Source organism: Rothia sp. HMSC069C03 (assembly GCF_001811075.1).
GTDB lineage: Bacteria > Actinomycetota > Actinomycetes > Actinomycetales > Micrococcaceae > Rothia > Rothia mucilaginosa.
This window is the reverse complement of record NZ_KZ627138.1, coordinates 45,144-63,293: the sequence shown is the minus strand read 5'-3', so window position 1 is coordinate 63,293 and position 18,150 is coordinate 45,144. Positions and strand designations below refer to the sequence as shown.

Sequence of the window (18,150 nt, the reverse complement as noted above, 5' to 3'; positions counted from 1 at the left end):
AAATCTGCGGTATGGACCGGTGACGTTCGCCAGCGGTATGAACCGGCGGCACGAACCTAGCCGGAGAAGGCGGCCTTCAAGCCAATCTCCAGGGCCGCGATGAGGTCCTGAATATCCTCAATGCCGATTGCCAGGCGCACGAGGCGGTCATCCACGCCGAACTCGTCGCGGTGCTCCTGGGCGTAGGCGCCGTGCGTAGTGTGCGCGGGCAGGCTCACGAGCGATTCGATGCCACCCAGACTCACGGCGTTCACGAAGATGGGCAGAGAGCGGGCGAAGGCCTGCGCGTCGCCGCCGTCCTTGAGCAGCAGCGAAAAGACGGAGCCGATGCCGCGGGCCTGACGGGACTGCACCTCCGTCTGTTCCTCGGAGGAGCTACCGGCGTAGAAAATCTTCTCGACCTCGGGGCGCTCGGAGAGGAACTCGATGAGCTCGCGGGCGTTCTGCTGCTGGCGTTCCAGGCGCAGGGCCAGGGTCTTCACGTCCTGTAGCAGGCGGTAGGAGTCAATCGGGGGCAGCAGCGCGCCGCTGACGAGCTGACCGCGGTGCAGCAGAATGGCCAGGTCGGGGTCGTTCGTGGCTGCGACACCGGCGAGCAGGTCGGCGTGGCCGGCCAGGAACTTGGTGGCAGATTGCACGGTGATGTCAGCGCCGAGTTCCAGGGGACGCTGCAGGTAGGGCGTCATGAAGGTATTGTCCACGATCAGCAGGGCGCCGTGGCGGTGCACCAGCTCCGCAACCGCGGCAATGTCGGTGACCTGCAAGGTAGGGTTCGTGGGGGTCTCAAGGAAGACGACCTTCACGTCCGGGGTGAAGTCCTCATCGCTCAGGGTCGTGAAGTCGCTGATGAAGCGGGTCTTCACAGCGCGTTTAGTCAGCTCGGTGGTCGCGAAGCGGTAGGTGCCGCCGTAGGTCGGCATGCCCAGTAGCAGGGTGTCGCCCGCCTCCAGAACGCCGAGGGCCGCCGCGGTTGCCGCCATGCCGGAGGGGTACGCGTAGGCGTGCTCGGCCCCCTCAAGCGTGGCGAGGGTCGCCTGCAGGTTATCGCGGGTGGGGTTCGCGCCGCGCTGGTACATGTAGGTGGTGTCCTCACCTGCGGTACCGAAGGCGCTAGCCAGGTAGACCGGCGGCACGGACGCATCGTAGCGGGCATCGTGCACGGCGTGGATGGTGCAGGTCGTGAACCCGGTCGGTTCGAGCTGGTTCTGCTGGCTCATGGTGGTTCTCTTTCGTCCGGCTACCCCGAACGCGGGTGTAGCTGTGTGTGTCGTCGTGTATCTGAGATTTACCCTACCCGCATTTTTTATGCCGTTCTAGCTAAACTTCACGGGGGTTAATATGTTCACGCAACGTCACATAAAAATGCGGTGAGGGTACACAAAATACCCGCATTAAAAACATTCTTTTACATTGAAAGAAATACATTAATCCGGGTATTTTGAGTAATTATTATGGGTGACATTACACCGCGTATTTAGGGCACCTCGAATCACGCGATACGGTCGTGCGGCGCCTCATGTTCAGGGACTATGCCTGATGCGCCAGGGCTGCGGTCAGGCCGCGCTCCAAATCCTCGATAATGTCCTCAATCTCCTCGATGCCGATGGCCAGGCGGATGAGGTTGTCGCTCACGCCATATTCGTCGCGGTGCGCCTGCGTGTAGGCGGCCTGCACCATGAGCGCGGGACGAACCACCAGCGACTCGATACCGCCCAGGCTCGCCGCATGGCTGAAAATCTTCAGGGCTTCGAGGAACGCGGGCAGGTCTGCGCCGTCCACCAGCTCCATGGAGATGAGCGCGCCCAGGCCGTTCGCCTGGCGGGCGTGCACCTGCGCCTCATACTCGCTGTGCGAACCCGCGTAGAGCACGCGCTTCACGGCGGGGTGCGCCTCCAGGTAGTTGATGACCTCGATGGTGTTTTTCTGCTGCTGGGTCAGGCGTAGCTTGAGGGTCTTGACCTCCTGCAGCAGGCGGTAGGAGTCGGTGGGCGAAAGCATTGCGCCGGTAATCATCTGCAGGTGCCAGAGGCGCTCAGCGAGCGCGTCATCATTGGTTGCGGCGACGCCTCCGAGTAGGTCGGCGTGGCCGCCCAGGTACTTGGTGGCGGACTGCACGCTGATGTCTGCACCCAGGTCGAGGGGCTTCTGCAGCAGCGGGGTCATGAAGGTGTTGTCGACGACCACGATTGCGCCGTTGCGGTGCGCGATTTCGGCGATGGCGGCGATGTCACTCACGCGCAGTAGCGGGTTGGAGGGGCTCTCCAGGAACACCATGGTCACGTTGTCGGTGAAGTCCTCGTCGGTGAGGGCCGTGAAGTCGCCGATGAAGCGGGTCTTGACGCCGCGGGCGGGCAGCTCGATGGTCGCGAAGCGGTAGGTGCCGCCGTAGGAGGGCATGCCCAGCAGCAGGGTCTCGCCTTCCTTGAGGATGCCGAGGGCGGCAGCGGTGGCGCCCATTCCGGAGGGGTAGGCGAAGGCGTGCTTGGCGCCTTCGAGGGTTGCGAGCGTGGTTTCGAGGGCCGCGCGGGTGGGGTTGCCGCCGCGCTGGTAGTCGTAAGGGCCTTCGGTGCCGTCACAGGGCTGGGCGTAGGTGGTGGTCGTGTAGATCGGAGGCAGGATGGAGCCGTACGGGTTGTCGCGGTCCGTAGTGTGAATTGCCTTCGTGGTGAATCCGGTCATGCTGTCCTCGGCTAAGGGTTATGCATAAAATGCGGGGATAAATATATTGTTAGCTTATGGCTCTTTTTGGGAGCTGACTAGTTTTTTCTTTTCTGTGACCGAGTAACTTTTTATGACTGAAAAACGGCGTTATATTTCGACATTTTAGACATATATTTCGTCATATTTCGCGCGTGAAAAGACCCGGCGGTCGGTACGCGTGTGTGCTGAGTACCGGCCGCCGGGCTCCACACTAGGATACCGGCTCAGCACCCCAGAATATAAGGGTAGGTTTACCTTAAAGCTGAACTGCCCTCCACTAGGGGCGATGCTGCGCCCTCAATCTCGCCCCAACACGCCGGATGCCCTGCCGGGTATTACACCGAGCATAGAAGGAGGGGCGCACCCGGGACTCACCCCGGGTACGCCCCCTCCCTCAGTCCCGTGAGAACGCCAGCGTCATAATGCGAGGCCAGCGGCAGGAATGGCCATCACGTTAAAAATCTTCCGTGATCCCACCCCGATACTGTAACTTTCATCCTGCTCCACTAAAGCTTTTATCGCTTTCCACGCTTCCCGCTGACGACGGGTGTTTCCCTGCAAAAGAGCAACGTTAGCGAAGCTGACCAACATACCTTTCGGGTCCGCCTCGCGGAGGTCCTTAGCAAAAATTTTGGGCTTTGCAGAGGTATCAGTCGTCGGCATCATCCAGAGGCGAGAACCATGAGCTACACGGTTTCTCAGAGTGGTCAGAGACTTTAGACGGCCCTCAAAGTGCTTATGGTTCACTCCCATACGCTCTGCTGTCTTTTTGTAGAGCAGCAGCTTTTCAGCGTCTCCGGACTCGGGGATAGTTCCTGAAGCATAACTTTGGACCACGGCATGGGAGAGAAGCCCTAATGAAAACGAATCGACAACAGACCACAGGGGAAGCTCTTTTTGCATCATCTCTCGAAGCTCCTCAACGTCTTCCCAGTCATCCAAGTTTTCAGAGGGGTTTTTAGAGGAACTTTTTCCGCAGGATTTCCACCACTCCTCAATACGCTCGCGAACATACGGTTCACGGTATCGCAGGATATGCCGCATCATATCTTTGATGAGCGCATCTACTGGTCTGTCCTGATTCATGCAGATATATGCATTCGGGTTGAGGTACTCATGGGGGCTACGATAAGTGCAGAATACGTCCACCCATGCAGCTCGAATCGCTTGTTCGCTCTGCCTCATGTACCCGTACAGGAGGGAAGAGACCTTCACATCCATGCGCACAAGATTTAAAACATCCGAGATGCCTGAGTTTTCGGGTAGAAGCCCCTCGCTCTTGTATTTGTTGTAATTACGAAAGTATCCCAGAAGGTAGTGGAAATTAGAGCATGCAAGCATGTCTCGGTCATCATCGCTCAGGGTCGTTCCCTGAGGAAAATACCTCTTAGCAACAAGGTATTCCTTCTGGTCCTCTATTGAAGGCAGAAATACGCACGATTCCTTGGGCAAAACCACTGCTCTCCTTACTCGGTTCGCCGTAGAACCGAACATAAAAAAGGACCCCCTCGAGATGCGCTTGAATCAGAGGCGGAGGGGGGACTGTTACTACAACAATAACATTGGAGCTACACGCTCTCAAGGAATCTGGGCGTTTTCCCTGGTCATCTTATGGTTGCTTATATCACTGCGTCAGCATCAAAGAAGGAGGGGCGTACCCGGGAATCACCCCGGGTACGCCCCTTCCATTCAAACGCTAACGAGCGCCTGATTTTTTGTAATTACAAGCCGCAGCGGCTTACACAGCACAGGCTGCTTACTTCGACAGCACCTGACGCTTCGAAGAAATCACGCCCGTGTTGAAACCAGCCAGGTGCAGGCCACCGTGGAAACGCGCATGCTCAATCTTCACGCACTTATCCATCACCACGTTCAGGCCAGCAGCCTCACCAATCGCGGCAGCCTCCTCACTCCAGGAGCCCAGCTGCATCCACACGGTCTTCGCGCCCAGATCCACAGCCTCCTGAACCACGCCCGGCAGGTCCTCGTTACGGCGGAAAATCTCCACCAGATCCGGGACCTCCGGCAGGTCCTGCAGCGCCGGGTACACCGGCTGACCCAGCACAAGCTTGCCCTTCGCCGCCAGAATCGGGTTCACAAAATACAGCTTGTACGGCGACGCCGACTGCAGATACGTTGCCACAAAGTACGAGGCACGCGAAATCTTATCGCTCATACCCACAATCGCGATCGTGCGGGTATTACGCAGAATGTTCAGACGCTCAGGGGCGGAAGGACCCACCCAGGTACGCTTCTCAGTCATTACTTCTCCTCCTGAGTGGTAGTAGGCAGGGAGCAGGATGCGCCAGCAGCAGCCTCAGCGGCGGCAGCGTCCTCGGCGGCCTTAGCGGCGGCGACCGCCTCCTCAGCCTCCACAACCTTGTCTGCGCTGGACTCGCCCACACGCTCACCGGTGTGGTTCAGGCCGGTCGCGTAGGTCAGCGCCTGATCCAGGTCCCAAATGATATCTTCAACGTCTTCCAGACCCACGGAAATGCGGATCAGGTCCTCACCGACACCGCCAGCAGCCAGCTGCTCAGCGGTCAACTGCTGGTGCGTGGTCGAACCCGGGTGCAGCACGAGGGTGCGTGCGTCACCAATGTTCGCCAGGTGGCTTGCCAGCTGCAGGGCGCCGATGAACTCGCCACCGACCAGGCGGCCGGAAGCCTTCTCGGTCGCCTTCACGCCGAAGGAGAACACGGAACCGACACCCAGCGGCAGCAGCTTCTTCGCACGCTCGTGGTGCGGGTGGTCTTCCAGACCGGCGTAGTTCACGTAGGCGATACGCTGATCCTCAACCAGCCAGGCGACAACCTGCTTAGCGTTCGCCAGGTGCGCGTCCATGCGCTGCGGCAGGGTCTCAACACCCTGCAGCAGGTTGAACGCGGACTGCGGGCTCAGCGACGGACCGAAGTCACGCAGCTGCTCAGAACGCAGCTTAGTCAGGAAACCGAACTCACCGAAGTTACCCCACCAGGACACGCCGTTGTAGGAGGGAACCGGCTCGGTCATGGACGGGAAGTTGCCGTTACCCCAGTTGAAACGACCGGACTCGACGACGATACCGCCGAGGGTGGTGCCGTGACCGCCCAGGAACTTGGTGACCGAGTGAATGACGATGTCCGCGCCGTGCTCGATGGGGCGGATCAGGTAGGGGGTGGACAGGGTTGCGTCCACGACCAGGGGGATGCCCGCCTCGTGTGCGACCTCTGCGAGGCCTTCCAGGTCGGCAACCTCACCGGAAGGGTTCGCCACGATCTCGGTGTAGATCGCCTTGGTGTTCTCGGTCAGTGCCGCCTTGTAGTCGGCGGGGTCGGTGCCGGGCACGAAGGTGGTCTCAATGCCGAAGCGGCGCAGGGACACGTCCAGCTGGGTGACGGTGCCGCCGTACAGCTGGGAAGATGCCACAATGTGGTCGCCCTGCTGGCACAGAGCCGCGAAGGTAATGAACTCGGCAGCCATGCCGGAGGCGGTCGCTACCGCACCGATGCCGCCTTCGAGGGAGGCGATGCGCTCCTCCAGCGCGGCGACGGTCGGGTTGGACAGGCGCGAGTAGATATTGCCGTACTTCTGCAGGGAGAAGAGGTTCGCGGCGTCGTCAGCGTCTTTGAAGACGAAGGAGGAAGTCTGGTAGATAGGGACCGCGCGGGCACCGTGTTCAGCGTCGGGGGTGCCGCCCGCGTGTAGTGCGCGGGTGCGGAAGCCGAAAGTGTGTTCAGCCATTGGTTTGCTCCTGGTGTATCTGCCCGCCTGTGTGCGGGGAGTCGATAGTGGCTCGACTTTATACTGTGCCACCGGCGGCGGGGTGCACCAAGTGCGGGTACCTATATGTCGTTTATTGCGGATTATGACGGGCTATTTTTGGCGAGCGGGGACTGCCGTACGGGTCTTAGCGGGGCATCATATCAGCCGTCATAACAGAAGTTGTTATGACGGCTGATATGATGCGCGGTCAATGAGACCGACAGGAATGCCCAGTTTTAGCCTGCAATTTCGGGGTTTTTAAGATTCTAAGAATGATGAAGACAGCGAATCATATCAACATCATCGCAGGATCATAACAACATCATCGCAGAAATTGTTATGATACTGTTATGACGTTGCTATGACGTTCACCAAGAAGTAGCCATCGGGAGCATGCATGGAAACAAACACCGCCGAACTCATCGAAAACCTACGCCGTAGCCAGGCTGAAAACGGGCGAGTAGAAGTCAAAGCTGCAGCTGGCGGGTTCCCCAAATCCGTTCTTGAAACCGTTAGTGCCTTCGCCAACGGCGACGGTGGCACCATTCTTCTTGGCCTCACCGACCCGGCAGAAGGTCTACAGCCAGTTGAAGGTTTCAACGCACAGGCAGTCCACGACGCATCCGTTGAGGCAATCCGTTCCAAGATCACGCCTCGACCCCCGGTAGATATTCAAATTGAGGCGGCAGACGAGCAGCACCGTATCGTGCGCATCGATGTGCTCCCCGGCGACCCGACGCAGAAGCCCTACTACATCGAAGCACACGGTATGTATAACGGCTCCTACCAGCGCGTCGGCGAGGCCGATATTCGCCTCACCAAATACGAGATTGACCGCCTCCTAGAGAACCGCAGTCAGCCCCGCTACGACGAGGAGCTGGTCAGCGAGGCAAGCTTCAAGGACCTCTCCCCCACCCTTGTGAGTGCCTATGTCGCTCGCCTCCGCGAGGAGCAGCCTCGCGTTTTTGCGGCGCTTTCTGACCGTGAGGTTCTTCTGCAGGCACGCATTCTACGCATCGATTCTGAGGGCCGAGAAGTGCCCACTCTTGGGGCGCTTCTCGCCATGGGATCCTACCCGCAGGCGTTCTTCCCGCAGCTGATGATGAGCGTTGTTGTTCTTCCCGGTGAAGAGCTTGGTGAGATCACTGAGGACGGTCGACGTTTTCTGGACAATCACAGCTGTACCGGGCCTATCCCCTCCATGTTGGATGAAGCTATGGGCGTTTTGGTTCGCAATATGCGCAAAACGTCCACGATGGAGGGCCTCAACAGTAGCGGTATCGGGCGGGTTGAGCGCTACGAGTATCCGCTGGAGGCTATCCGCGAGCTCTTGGTCAACGCCCTCATGCACCGCGACTACTCGCCGGGTGCGCGCGGCTCACAGGTACAGGTTGAGCTCTACACCAACCGCCTGGTGGTGCGTAGCCCGGGTGGTATCTACGGTGCTGTGACTATCCGAGATTTCGGTCAGCCCGGTGTTTCTTCAACCCGCAACAGCTACTTGGCAAGCATTCTGACTGATCTGCCCGACCCGGGTACGGGGCGTTTGATTGCAGAGAATAGGGCTTCCGGTATTCCCACGGTTATGCGCGCGCTGAAGGAGGCGGGTCTGCCCGCTCCCCAGTTCGCTGACCGTCTACTCTATGTGCAGGTCACTCTGATACAGCCCCCGCAGGATGTATCTTCTACAGAACAGAAGACCGAGCCTGAGGATAAGACTCAGCACGCAACCCATCCCACGGGCAAACATTCAGCCGACACCGTCGAACCGGCAGGCGCCGATGCGTCGCTTGACGGCCTTAACGAACGCCAGGCTGGTATTGTGCGCGGCCTGCGTGCACAGGGCGAGGCTGTTTCCACGGCGTATATCCAAGAGCATTGGGGTCGGGGCGCTTCACGTACCTCCATTACGAATGATCTGCGCCGTCTTGTGGAGGCGAAGCTGATTGTTCCTACAGCTCCGCCGCGTAGTAAGAACCGTAAGTATCGCGCTGCTTAGACGTGCCCGATAAAAGGTAGACAAAAAGGGGAGGGAAATAGAGCGGTTATTCTCTATTTCCCTCCCCCTTCAACTATTCAGCCAAAACCACGTTTAGCCGCAAGCCCACTCAAAGACGACCTGCGAGAAGTCGCGGGCGGCAAGCGCCTCCGGGGTAATCAGCCAGTTCGCCGCACCGGCATCACCCCACATGATCTCAATCTCCTCGTCTTCGTTCTCCTCGTTCTCCGATTCGGAGACGATAGTCAGCAGGTTCACCGTGTGGCCGCGCAGCTCCTTGAACTCGTCACGCGGGTCATTCTGCACGAAGAACGGGTATCCGCCCACGTGGGAGTACTCTTCCTCCGATTCGAAAGGCTCCGTCAGCTCGTAGAGAGCTTCGCGGCGAGGCTGGTTCTTATACGGGTTCTCGTGCGCTTCGGGCAGCAACTCATCCGGGTAGGTTTCATCCCACTTCGCGCCAAAAACATCGTAGTAGTCGTAGCCGGAGGCGGTCACACCCTGCTCACGCACCTCAAAGGTCATGCCGTACTCAATTTCGAGCGGGCCGCTCTCACAGTCGAAACCGCCGATGGGCCAACCGCCTTCGTCCCAGTCAACGTTGGGGAACGGGGCATCCGGGTTCGGTTCATCCAGCGTCTCGTAGTAGACGACGCGGTGATTCTTCTGCGAGAGCGGGTTCTCGTAGTCGTAACCACACAAACATTCTTCGTCGTTCGGGTTAATCCAGAATTGCAGCATACCGGTCGCCGGGTAGATGTCGTTTTCGGGCAGCTCAGCACAGTTAATCTGCGCAATCATGCCCAGCGGCTCACCCTTCTCATTGGTCGGCGGCAACTCGCCTGCGGGCAGGTACGGTCGGCCACCAAACTTGGATGCGGTCTGCGGCAAGGGTTCGGCGGGAACGAAGGGCTTCAGGGCGATAGCCTTCTTACGGGCGCCCTCCTGGTTGAGCAGGTCAATAACGTGCTTCGCCTGCTTTTCGATGTCCTCGAACGGCTTGTTCTTCGGCATTGCGTGCTCGTTTCGTCGGTGAATTAATCGGTGTGTAAGGTTTCAGTGTGTCAGGCGCGGGCAACGGTACCGCTGCGCCTTCTACCCCCATTAGACCCTATTTCGGGCGGGCGCGCACCAATTCCGGTCACGAGTGCATCCGGCTGGCAAGAAGCAGGTGCGAAAGCAGGTGCCAAGCGTGCAGAAAGCCCCGCCTCCTCACCCTCATGCGCGGGCATGAGAGGTAAGAATGCGGGGCTTCCCGGCGAATCTCTACGAATCTCTACGAGAGGCTAGAACCTTTAGAGCGCCTTCTCGATGGTCTCCAGAACACCAAGCGCGGCAGCCGGGCCAGCGTTCAGGAAGAACATGTCAGAATCCACGCTGTGCGCGTGCTTCTCGGTAACAGCCTTGAGGGTGCTCCACAGTGCCTCACCGGTCAGCTTGGACTCGTCGCCACCCTGCACACCGTAGAACAGGTAGTCGCCGTCAGCCTGGTCAAGCTGCTCGGAGCTCAGGTCGATGGAGGTCTTCTCAACCTGCGCAGCTGCGGGACGTGCCAGGGATGCATCCGCGCAGATGGAGCCCACGAATGAGGACTTCGCGAAGATGCGGGTGCGGTCAGCGGAAGCGTACAGGAAGGAGAAGGTCTTCTCGCTGCCAGCCTTCTGACCGACCGACTTCGCCTTGGTGTTGTACTCCTCCATGAGCTTCTCAGCCTTCTCGGTGGTGCCCAGCGCGGCGGCAATCAGCAGGAAGTCCTGCTTCCAGTTGACGCCGGTACCCTCGGTGACCACGGTCGGCGCGATCTTGGCGAGAGACTCGTACAGCTCGTCCTTCTTGTTGGTGTTGTTAATGAGGATAAGGTCGGGCTTGAGGTTTGCGATGGCCTCAACGTCCGGGTCGGTGCGCTTGCCGACCTTGGCAATCTTGTCGAGCTCTGCGGACTTATCGGAGAACTTGGTCTTCAGGTAGGTGGGGACCAGGTCGGCATCACCGGCGGTTGCCGCGCCGACGGGCACGATGCCCAGGGAGAGCACGCCGTCGAGCTGACCGGTAGAGAGAATCACGACCTTGGAGGGTGCGGATTTGATGGTGGTTTCACCGCGGAAGTGCTTGACGGTGCGGGGGAATTCGCCGTCAACGGTGGTGGTGCCCATGCCGGAGGGCAGGGTGGAGGGTGCCACCTTCTTACCGGTCGCAGAAGCAGACGCGGAGGAAGAGCCGGAAGTGTTGGAGGAGCCGCATGCCGCCAGGGCGAGGGCACCGAAGGAACCGAGTGCGAGTGCGCCGAAGGAGCGGCGGGTGATCTTATTCATCATATTTGCCATTTTATTAGGATAACCTCATATATGCATATGCAATACTTAATACTCATCTATTGATACGTTAAGCATCCTCCGTCCGCACGGGAGCGCACCGCTCCCCCACCACCTCCAAGGCATATGACCCCACAGACCACCACCTCTTCCGGACCCGCCGTCAGCGCTGCTTCCCTGGCGAAAATTCGTGCCCTCTCCGCTTCTTCGGACGCCGTATCTGGCGCCTCCTCGGGCGGTCAGGGCGGCAAGTCTATCTCGCGTCTGGCGGTTGCGCTCATTATTGGCGGCGTTCTGCTGGTGCTGCTTTGCGCCCTGTCGTTTGCGGTGGGTTCGCGCATGTTCGCCCTGGACCACTCCATTGACGGTTTCCTCCACCCGGAGGCGAACACTACCGAGTCGAAGCTGATTTGGGCGAAGCGTGCCCCGCGTACCGCCGCGGCGTTGCTGGTGGGTGCCGCGTTGGCGGTGTCGGGTGTGCTCATGCAGGCGTTGAGCCGTAACCCGCTGGCTGAGCCGGGTCTGCTGGGTGTGAACTCGGGTGCTGCCGCCTCCGTGGTGGTGGGTGTGGGCGTTTTTGGGGTGTCCTCCCCGTTCGTTCAGCTGTGGCTGGCTCTACTGGGTTCGGGTCTAGCGGCGGCGCTGGTGTTCGTCATGGGCCTGGTGGATTCTAAACCGAACCTGGATTCGACGGCGCGTCTGGTGCTGACGGGTGTGGCGGTGAACGCTTGCCTGGGCACGATTACCGGCATTATCACGATGTTTAATTCGAGGGCTTTTGATTCGCACCGTTTCTGGGTGGTGGGTTCGCTGGAGAACCGCACCTTTGAGCAGGTGCTGTCTGCGCTGCCCTTTGTTGCGTTCGGTTTGGTGCTGTCGTTCATGCTGATCGGTCCTCTGCGTGCCCTGGCACTCGGTGAGGATGCGGCAGCTGGCTTGGGTGTGCCGGTGACAATGGTCCGTGGCGCGACGATTATTGCGATTATGGCGCTGTGTGGTGCGGCGACTGCGATTGCGGGCCCGATTGGTTTTGTGGGTCTGGTCGTGCCGCATGTGGTGCGTCTGCTGGTGGGTTCCGATATTGCGCGTGTGCTGCCGCTGTCGCTGGTGTACGGCCCGGTGTTGGTACTTGCCTCCGATATTTTGGGTCGCGTTCTGGTGATGCCGAGTGAGCTTGAAGTGGGTATTGTGACCGCCTTTATTGGTGCCCCGGTGCTGATGGTTCTGGTGCTGCGGTTGAGTACGGGTGCGCGCGGTGCGAAGAAGGGCCGCATGGGTGAGAAGGCGCAGGCGCACGATGAGTCGGGTCCGGCTCACGTGTCGGAGCACGGTCCGCATCGTGCTCACCCCCCTGTTGCGCGTGGTTCGTCTGGCGTATCTGGTTTGTAGGCCCTGGTTTCTGAGAGGTTTTATTGTGAGCGTTGTGTCTCGTTCTGTAGCCGGGTCTGCTGTTGCCGGGTCTGTGCGTATCCCTGGGCGTTACCGCACCCCTATTCCGCGTACCCTGCTGGTGGTGGCGGTGCTTGTGGTGGCGGCGGTCGCCTCCCTGGTGTTTGGTAGTTATCAGATGAGCCCTGATCAGGTGTTTCGCCTGATTTTTCAGGGTGAGGGCACGGAGATTGAGCGTCAGCTGGTGTTGAATCAGCGTCTGCCGCGTATGCTTGCCGCCGTGGTGGTGGGTGCGGCTTTGGGCTTGTCGGGCGCTATTTTTCAATCGGTTTCCCGTAATGCTCTGGGTTCGCCGGATATTATCGGCTTCACGGTGGGTTCGGCAACCGGTGCACTGTCTGTGGTGCTGATTGGGTCGTTGAGTTCTACCGGCGTGGGTATGGGTATGGGCGCTATTATTGGCGGTTTTGCGACGGCGGCTGTGGTGATGCTTCTGGCGGGTGCGCGCGGTGGTGCGACGATGGGTCAGAAGATGGTGCTGATCGGTATTGCGGTGAGTGCGATACTCAGTTCCGTGAACGATTATCTGATTACGCGCGGTGATTTGGAGAAGGCGGAGGCGGCGAAGACCTGGCAACACGGTTCACTAAATGCCCTGTCGTGGAACCAGATGTCGGTGCAGGCGGTGCTGCTGCTGGTGGCGATTCCGCTGGTGCTGATGCTGACGCATCGCCTGCGCGTCTTGGAGCTCGGCTACGATTTAGCGGCGGGTTTGGGTTTGCCTGTGAAGAGGACCGTGAACCTGCTGGTGGCGGCTGCCGTGCTCCTGGTGGCTGTGGCGATTTCTGTTGCGGGCCCGATTGGTTTTTTGGCGCTGGTTGCCCCGCAGATTGCGCGCCGCCTGTGGAACACTCCGGGTATGGCGATGTGGCATTCGGCGTTGCTGGGTTCGGTGATTTTGGTACTGGCTGATTTTGTGTCGGCTCGTGCGTTGGCGCCGTTCCAGATTCCGGTGGGCCTAGTGACGGGCGCGTTGGGTGGCGTGTACATGCTGTGGTTGCTGTACCGTCAGCGCTAGTTGTGCCGTCTTATTCCGTATGAGTGACCGGGTGTTTCCGACTGTGGGGCACCCGGTTTTCTCTGTTTCACGGGGTTTCACGGGTGTTTTCAGAATTTTCCCAGTTTTACCCCGGGGTAGATTAAAAACTGCTTATCGTGTCAGGGGTCGCTCATAGAGTGTAGGTATTGGAAGGGACAGTCCTTCCGACCGGGCACGCCGTCTCCTGCGGTGTTGCCGCTAGGTTGATTCAGCATCTACGGAAGGAACGGTCATGGACAACACCACTCACGAGAGCCAGTACGCAAACGCAGAGATTTCCTGCACCGCCGATGAGCAGCTGTGCCGTGATGCAGAGTTCAACCTGCTGATGCAGGAGGGCACCATCGTCCGTATGGAGCGTTTCAACGTGGAGGAGATCCGCGGCGTTCTGGAGCAGCTGGTGGCTGACGGTTCGTGCTTCCGCACCGCGCCGGCGTCTTCGACCATGGGCCGCGTGATGCGTCACCTGACTCAGGGTGCTTCCGGTTACGAGGCGAACCTGGCTGAGCTGCGTGCAGCGGCGCAGAACGCTCTGCTGTTCGTGTTCCCCCTGGAGAAGGATCTGGAGATGTGCCTGCGCTTTGAGCGTGTGCAGGGTACCGGCCTGGCGTTGACTCGCCTGGGTGTGAGCCCGGTCAATGGTGACCTGTGGGCTCAGCACTGGGCGATGCGCGCGCTGGAGTGCACCGGCGGCGTGTTTGCGGTGGAGTCCGCTCCGGGTGCCTGCAATTTTGAGCTGCGCCGCAAGGTGTTCTACGCGATGCTGTCGCTGGTTGAGCTGTCGACTTTGGGTTTGTCGGCTGAGCCGGAGGACTTCTACATGTTTGCTGATTCGGAGGCTGTGTGTAAGAAGTTCAAGCGTGAGCGTCGTGATTGCCGCCGCGCGATGCGTGCCCAGTACGACCGTGCCGCATAAGGTATTCGTGTATGCCTTATGCGGCATACGCGCATATCAGAGCCATTTGTTCTTCTTGAAGAACCAGTAGAGAAGCAGGCAGGAACCCACCATGAGTAGCAGTGCGGCGGGGTAGCCGAACTCCCATTTGAGTTCAGGCATGACCTCAAAGTTCATGCCGTACACGGAGCCAACGATGGTGGGCACCATGAGCAGCGCCGCGTAGGCGGAGATTCTCTTGGTGTCGTCGTTCTGCTGCTGACCAAGCAGGGTGTCGTGCACACGCAGGGCGTTTTCGAGGGAGCTACGAAGGTCTTCGAGGCGTTCTTTTGTTTGGGTTACGTGGTCGAGCACGTTGCGGAATTGCCGGGCGAGCTCGACCGCTTCTTCGTTCTTTTCTTCGTCGGATACGCCCGGGTAGGGTGAGGGGTCGAGCGCGCCGGTGCGCATCCCTTCGATGATGCGGCCGATCATGGATTCGAGGGGTCGGCAGGCACGCTGGAAGTCGATAACCTGGTTGAGCAGTTCGTAGATGCGCTGTGCGAGGGAGTTGGCCTCGCGCCGCTCGCTGTGGGAAAAGAGAATGTCTTCGATTTCGTCACTGTCGTTTTCAAGGCCATCGAGCACGGGTGCGTACCCGTCGACGGTGCTGTCGAGGATGCGGTGCAGCAGTCGGGCGGGGGATGCATCGGGGGTGGCGTAGAGCAGGTTGAACTGGTCGTTGATGCGCTGGTTGCTGCGTTGTTCGTCGCGAACGAGTGCGAGGGTGTAGCGGGGGCCGGTGAAGAGGTGCAGTTCGCTGAGGCGCACTTCTTCTTCTTTGTCGAGGTAGATGGCGGGGCGGATGACGGTGAAGAGGGAGTCGCCGTATCGTTCTAGTTTGGCGCGCTGGTGGCCTCGTCCGGCGTCTTCGATGGCGAGTTCGTGCAGGTTGAAGGTTTCTTGCAGGGCGTGTAGTTCGTGGATGTTGGCGTTGGCGTATCCGAGGGCTACGGCGGTGTTGGGCTGCTGGTAGGCGTTGAGGGTTTCTTCTTCGGGTGTGCCTACGCGGATGCGGTCTCCGCTGGGGTAGATGGCTCCGGTAATGTAGGTCATCGTTGTACTCCTCTGAACGCTTTGGCGCCACGTGTGCGAGGCGCTCTTTCCAGCATACGGCACACGCCCCGCCTGGTCATGTGCACCGCGCGTGCACCCGGCATAGGAAAAGCCCCCGGAAGGCACCTGTAAGGTAGCCTCCGGGGGGCTTTCACGTATTGAATTATTGCGCTTAGTCTTCGTTGATGAGGTCGCGGACCACAATGGTCTGGTCGCGGTCCGGGCCCACACCAATCGCGGAGATACGGCAGCCAGAAATCTCTTCCAGCTTCAGCACGTACTTGCGGGCGTTCTCGGGCAGCTCATCCAGGCTCTTCGCATCCGAAATGTTCTCGGTCCAGCCGTCGTAGTACTCGAAAATCGGCTTAGCGTGGTGGAACTCGGTCTGAGTCATCGGCATCTCGTCGTGGCGCACACCGTCAACGTCGTAAGCCACGCAGACCGGGATCTTATCCATGCCGGTCAGAACGTCCAGCTTGGTGATGAACAGGTCGGTGAAACCGTTGATGCGCACAGCCTGACGCGCCAGCACGGCGTCGTACCAGCCGCAACGACGCGGGCGGCCAGTGTTCACGCCAAACTCGCCGCCGGTGGTGCGCAGGAACTCGCCCATCTCATCGAACAGCTCGGTCGGGAAGGGGCCAGCACCCACGCGGGTGGTGTACGCCTTCTGAATACCGATTACGCGGGAGATGCGGGTCGGGCCCACACCCGAACCGACGCACGCACCGCCAGAGGTCGGGTTGGAGGAGGTCACGAACGGGTAGGTGCCGTGGTCAACGTCCAGGAAGGTTGCCTGGCCGCCTTCCATCAGCAGGGTCTTACCCTCGTCCAGTGCCTTATTCAGCAGCTGGGTGGTGTCTACAATCATCGGCTTCAGACGCTCAGCGTAGGACATGAAGTACTCGACGATCTCGTCAACCTCAACGTGGCGGCGGTTGTAGACCTTCACCAGCAGTTCGTTCTTCTGGCGCAGTGCGCCTTCAACCTTCTGACGCAGGATCGACTCGTCCAGGATGTCCTGAACACGGATGCCGAGGCGGCCAACCTTATCCATGTAGGCGGGGCCAATACCGCGGCCGGTGGTGCCGATAGCGCGCTTGCCGAGGAAACGCTCGGTCACCTTGTCCATGGTCTGGTGGTAGGGGGCGACCAGGTGTGCGTTAGCGGAAATCTTCAGGCGGGAGGTGTCAGCGCCGCGGGCCTCAAGGCCGTCAATCTCAGCGAAAAGAGCCTCGGGGTTAACAACCACGCCGTTACCAATCACGGGGACGGCGTTATCGCTCAGAATACCCGCGGGCAGCAGCTTTAGCTCAAACTTCTGGCCGTTCACCACCACGGTGTGACCGGCGTTGTTACCGCCGTTGGGCTTGACCACGTAGTCTACGCGGGGGCCGAGCAGGTCGGTTGCCTTACCCTTACCCTCATCGCCCCACTGGGCGCCCACAATCACGACAGCTGACATTTTGTGCTCCTTGAAAGCCTTGAAGATACGCACCGGATTTCACGGCGCGGCGGCGACCTACCGCCTCATGATCCGGGTAGGCACACCTCTTCTAATGATACCGTGCCCGCCCCTTTAAGTCCCGTGTGACGGGGCGGTAGGCGTGCCGGATACGGTGCCGGTGAGCCTCACCGGGCACGGCAACGCCCCCATCCGATATTCGGACGGGGGCGCTACCGGTATGAGCTTATGAAGACTACTTGATGATCTCGATGAAGGTCATCGGGTAGGTGTACTGCTCACCGCGGTTTGCGGCCATAGCAGCCAGGCTGTGGAAGATAACCATCAGGATAGCCACAACCAGCGGGACAACCCACAGGATGATGCCCAGGATGCCGAGGGACACCACCATCAGCAGCCAGGAAGCCATGCTGACGAGCCACAGGGAGAAGTTGAAGTTGAACGCGCGGCGTGCCGATTCCTTAGTGAAACCGTAACCGGGCTTGTCCTTGTAGATGAACCACATGACCAGCGGCGCGAGAATACTTGCGGTTGCGAAGGACAGCAGAGACAGAATCGCAGAAGCCAGGTGCGCGAGCATCGCCATGTTCTGGTCGTCCTTGGAGGAGACTACGTAACCGTTGGGCTGCTGACCCGGCGCCTGCGAGTAGGCGGGTGCCTGCTGGGAGTACTGGTTGTACTGTTCAGGGTTCGGGTTCTGGGACATCGTTCTTTTCCTTAATCTATCGATGAGTGGATACAGCTAATCGTTGAGGCGCGGCGGCAGGCTAACTCGCCGTTCTTGGAGGGTGCCCGCCTTGCTCTGCTTAGTCTCAACGCTCGTGATGGTTTCACCCTATCAAGGCAAGGTAAATGGAATATTAACCCTCGCCGGACAACAGACGAAGAAACCCGAATATGACACAAAAAGACGCCCCTGCCCCTCCACGTGGTGTTACGTGCGTAGAGGGGCAGGTTGTTATACGGTATGGGTTGGCTTGGGGTTAGTCCTGTTTCTCTTCATCGGCGAGCGCAGGATGCGCGGCGGGCTTCTGTAGTGCGGAGGCCTCGCGCGGTACTACAGCCTCGTGTAGCTTTGCGCGTTCCTGCTTTTTCAAAAACTCGTACACCGAGAAAGAGTCCTCTTCTTCCTTCGTGAAGCCGTTGACGCCCGTGTAGCCTTCCGGCAGGCGGTTGTACACGAGGTAGTACCAGAACTCGGTGGGCGGGGCCTGTCCCTCCTCGATGAGGTCATTTATCTGATTCCGGCGTTTGAAGAGGCGAACAATGCCCATGATCCACAGAATCGGAACCACAAAGATTGACCCCACACCGATGACTATGAAAATGAACGCGACCATCAACCCGTATTCGGGGTCTACGATGCTGGCAAGAGGCGCCAACACGAAGGGATTCAGCATCAGCAGTACACCAAGCGAAATGTTCGTGAGGGCGAGCTCCTTCTTCAAGTCT

15 protein-coding genes are annotated in these 18,150 nt (G+C 59.5%); 4 read left to right on the top strand and 11 right to left on the bottom strand.

Going from position 1 to position 18,150, the window contains the following annotated elements; all coding sequences use genetic code 11:
- Window positions 1-56: 56 nt before the first annotated feature.
- The 5 genes from HMPREF2779_RS06015 to HMPREF2779_RS05995 form a co-directional block, all read right to left on the bottom strand.
- Window positions 57-1,217 (bottom strand): trans-sulfuration enzyme family protein, encoded by a 1,161-nt coding sequence (locus HMPREF2779_RS06015; protein WP_070685185.1) that lies wholly within the window; start codon window positions 1,215-1,217, stop codon window positions 57-59.
- 310 nt (window positions 1,218-1,527) lie between these two features.
- Complete coding sequence (locus HMPREF2779_RS06010; RefSeq protein WP_105361077.1) at window positions 1,528-2,679, bottom strand: trans-sulfuration enzyme family protein; 1,152 nt, start codon at window positions 2,677-2,679, stop codon at window positions 1,528-1,530.
- 438 nt (window positions 2,680-3,117) lie between these two features.
- Entirely contained in the window at window positions 3,118-4,158 is a 1,041-nt protein-coding gene (locus tag HMPREF2779_RS06005) for an Abi family protein (RefSeq protein ID WP_070818987.1), read from the bottom strand.
- 298 nt (window positions 4,159-4,456) lie between these two features.
- Window positions 4,457-4,963, bottom strand: a complete 507-nt coding sequence (locus HMPREF2779_RS06000; protein WP_005507272.1) for a CoA-binding protein — start codon at window positions 4,961-4,963, stop codon at window positions 4,457-4,459.
- Complete coding sequence (locus HMPREF2779_RS05995; protein WP_105361076.1) at window positions 4,963-6,423, bottom strand: O-acetylhomoserine aminocarboxypropyltransferase/cysteine synthase family protein; 1,461 nt, start codon at window positions 6,421-6,423, stop codon at window positions 4,963-4,965. The genes HMPREF2779_RS06000 and HMPREF2779_RS05995 overlap by 1 nt, the downstream gene beginning before the upstream one ends.
- Before the next feature lie 418 nt (window positions 6,424-6,841).
- On the opposite strand from HMPREF2779_RS05995, the gene HMPREF2779_RS05990 reads away from it, so the two are divergent.
- Window positions 6,842-8,443, top strand: a complete 1,602-nt coding sequence (locus HMPREF2779_RS05990) for an ATP-binding protein (protein WP_105361075.1) — start codon at window positions 6,842-6,844, stop codon at window positions 8,441-8,443.
- A 93-nt stretch (window positions 8,444-8,536) separates the two neighbouring features.
- Here the strand turns inward: HMPREF2779_RS05990 and HMPREF2779_RS05985 are convergent, their stop codons facing one another.
- Window positions 8,537-9,457 (bottom strand): YwqG family protein, encoded by a 921-nt coding sequence (locus HMPREF2779_RS05985; RefSeq protein ID WP_105361074.1) that lies wholly within the window; start codon window positions 9,455-9,457, stop codon window positions 8,537-8,539.
- A gap of 281 nt (window positions 9,458-9,738) precedes the next feature.
- Window positions 9,739-10,758, bottom strand: a complete 1,020-nt coding sequence (locus HMPREF2779_RS05980) for an ABC transporter substrate-binding protein (RefSeq protein ID WP_233992297.1) — start codon at window positions 10,756-10,758, stop codon at window positions 9,739-9,741.
- Between the two features lie 123 nt (window positions 10,759-10,881).
- On the opposite strand from HMPREF2779_RS05980, the gene HMPREF2779_RS05975 reads away from it, so the two are divergent.
- From HMPREF2779_RS05975 to HMPREF2779_RS05965, 3 genes are all read left to right on the top strand, one after another.
- Window positions 10,882-12,144 (top strand): FecCD family ABC transporter permease, encoded by a 1,263-nt coding sequence (locus HMPREF2779_RS05975; protein WP_105361072.1) that lies wholly within the window; start codon window positions 10,882-10,884, stop codon window positions 12,142-12,144.
- A 25-nt stretch (window positions 12,145-12,169) separates the two neighbouring features.
- A complete protein-coding gene (locus tag HMPREF2779_RS05970) occupies window positions 12,170-13,222 on the top strand; it encodes a FecCD family ABC transporter permease (protein ID WP_105361071.1) in 1,053 nt (350 codons plus the stop codon).
- A gap of 253 nt (window positions 13,223-13,475) precedes the next feature.
- A complete protein-coding gene (locus HMPREF2779_RS05965) occupies window positions 13,476-14,159 on the top strand; it encodes an integrase (protein WP_105361070.1) in 684 nt (227 codons plus the stop codon).
- A 36-nt stretch (window positions 14,160-14,195) separates the two neighbouring features.
- On the opposite strand, the gene HMPREF2779_RS05960 is transcribed toward HMPREF2779_RS05965, so the two are convergent.
- The 4 genes from HMPREF2779_RS05960 to HMPREF2779_RS09215 all read right to left on the bottom strand — a co-directional run bounded on the left by HMPREF2779_RS05960 (window position 14,196) and on the right by HMPREF2779_RS09215 (window position 18,146).
- On the bottom strand, window positions 14,196-15,233 hold the full coding sequence (locus HMPREF2779_RS05960) for a magnesium and cobalt transport protein CorA (RefSeq protein WP_105361069.1): 1,038 nt from the start codon (window positions 15,231-15,233) through the stop codon (window positions 14,196-14,198).
- Window positions 15,234-15,405: 172 nt separating this feature from the next.
- Window positions 15,406-16,698, bottom strand: coding sequence for an adenylosuccinate synthase (locus tag HMPREF2779_RS05955; protein WP_105361068.1), 1,293 nt, complete (start codon window positions 16,696-16,698; stop codon window positions 15,406-15,408).
- Window positions 16,699-16,933: 235 nt separating this feature from the next.
- Window positions 16,934-17,404 carry a DUF4870 domain-containing protein gene (locus HMPREF2779_RS05950; protein WP_070685167.1) on the bottom strand — a complete coding sequence of 157 codons (471 nt, stop codon included), beginning with the start codon at window positions 17,402-17,404 and terminating at the stop codon, window positions 16,934-16,936.
- Window positions 17,405-17,681: 277 nt separating this feature from the next.
- Window positions 17,682-18,146 (bottom strand): hypothetical protein, encoded by a 465-nt coding sequence (locus tag HMPREF2779_RS09215; protein ID WP_233992296.1) that lies wholly within the window; start codon window positions 18,144-18,146, stop codon window positions 17,682-17,684.
- Between the last annotated feature and the right edge of the window lie 4 nt (window positions 18,147-18,150).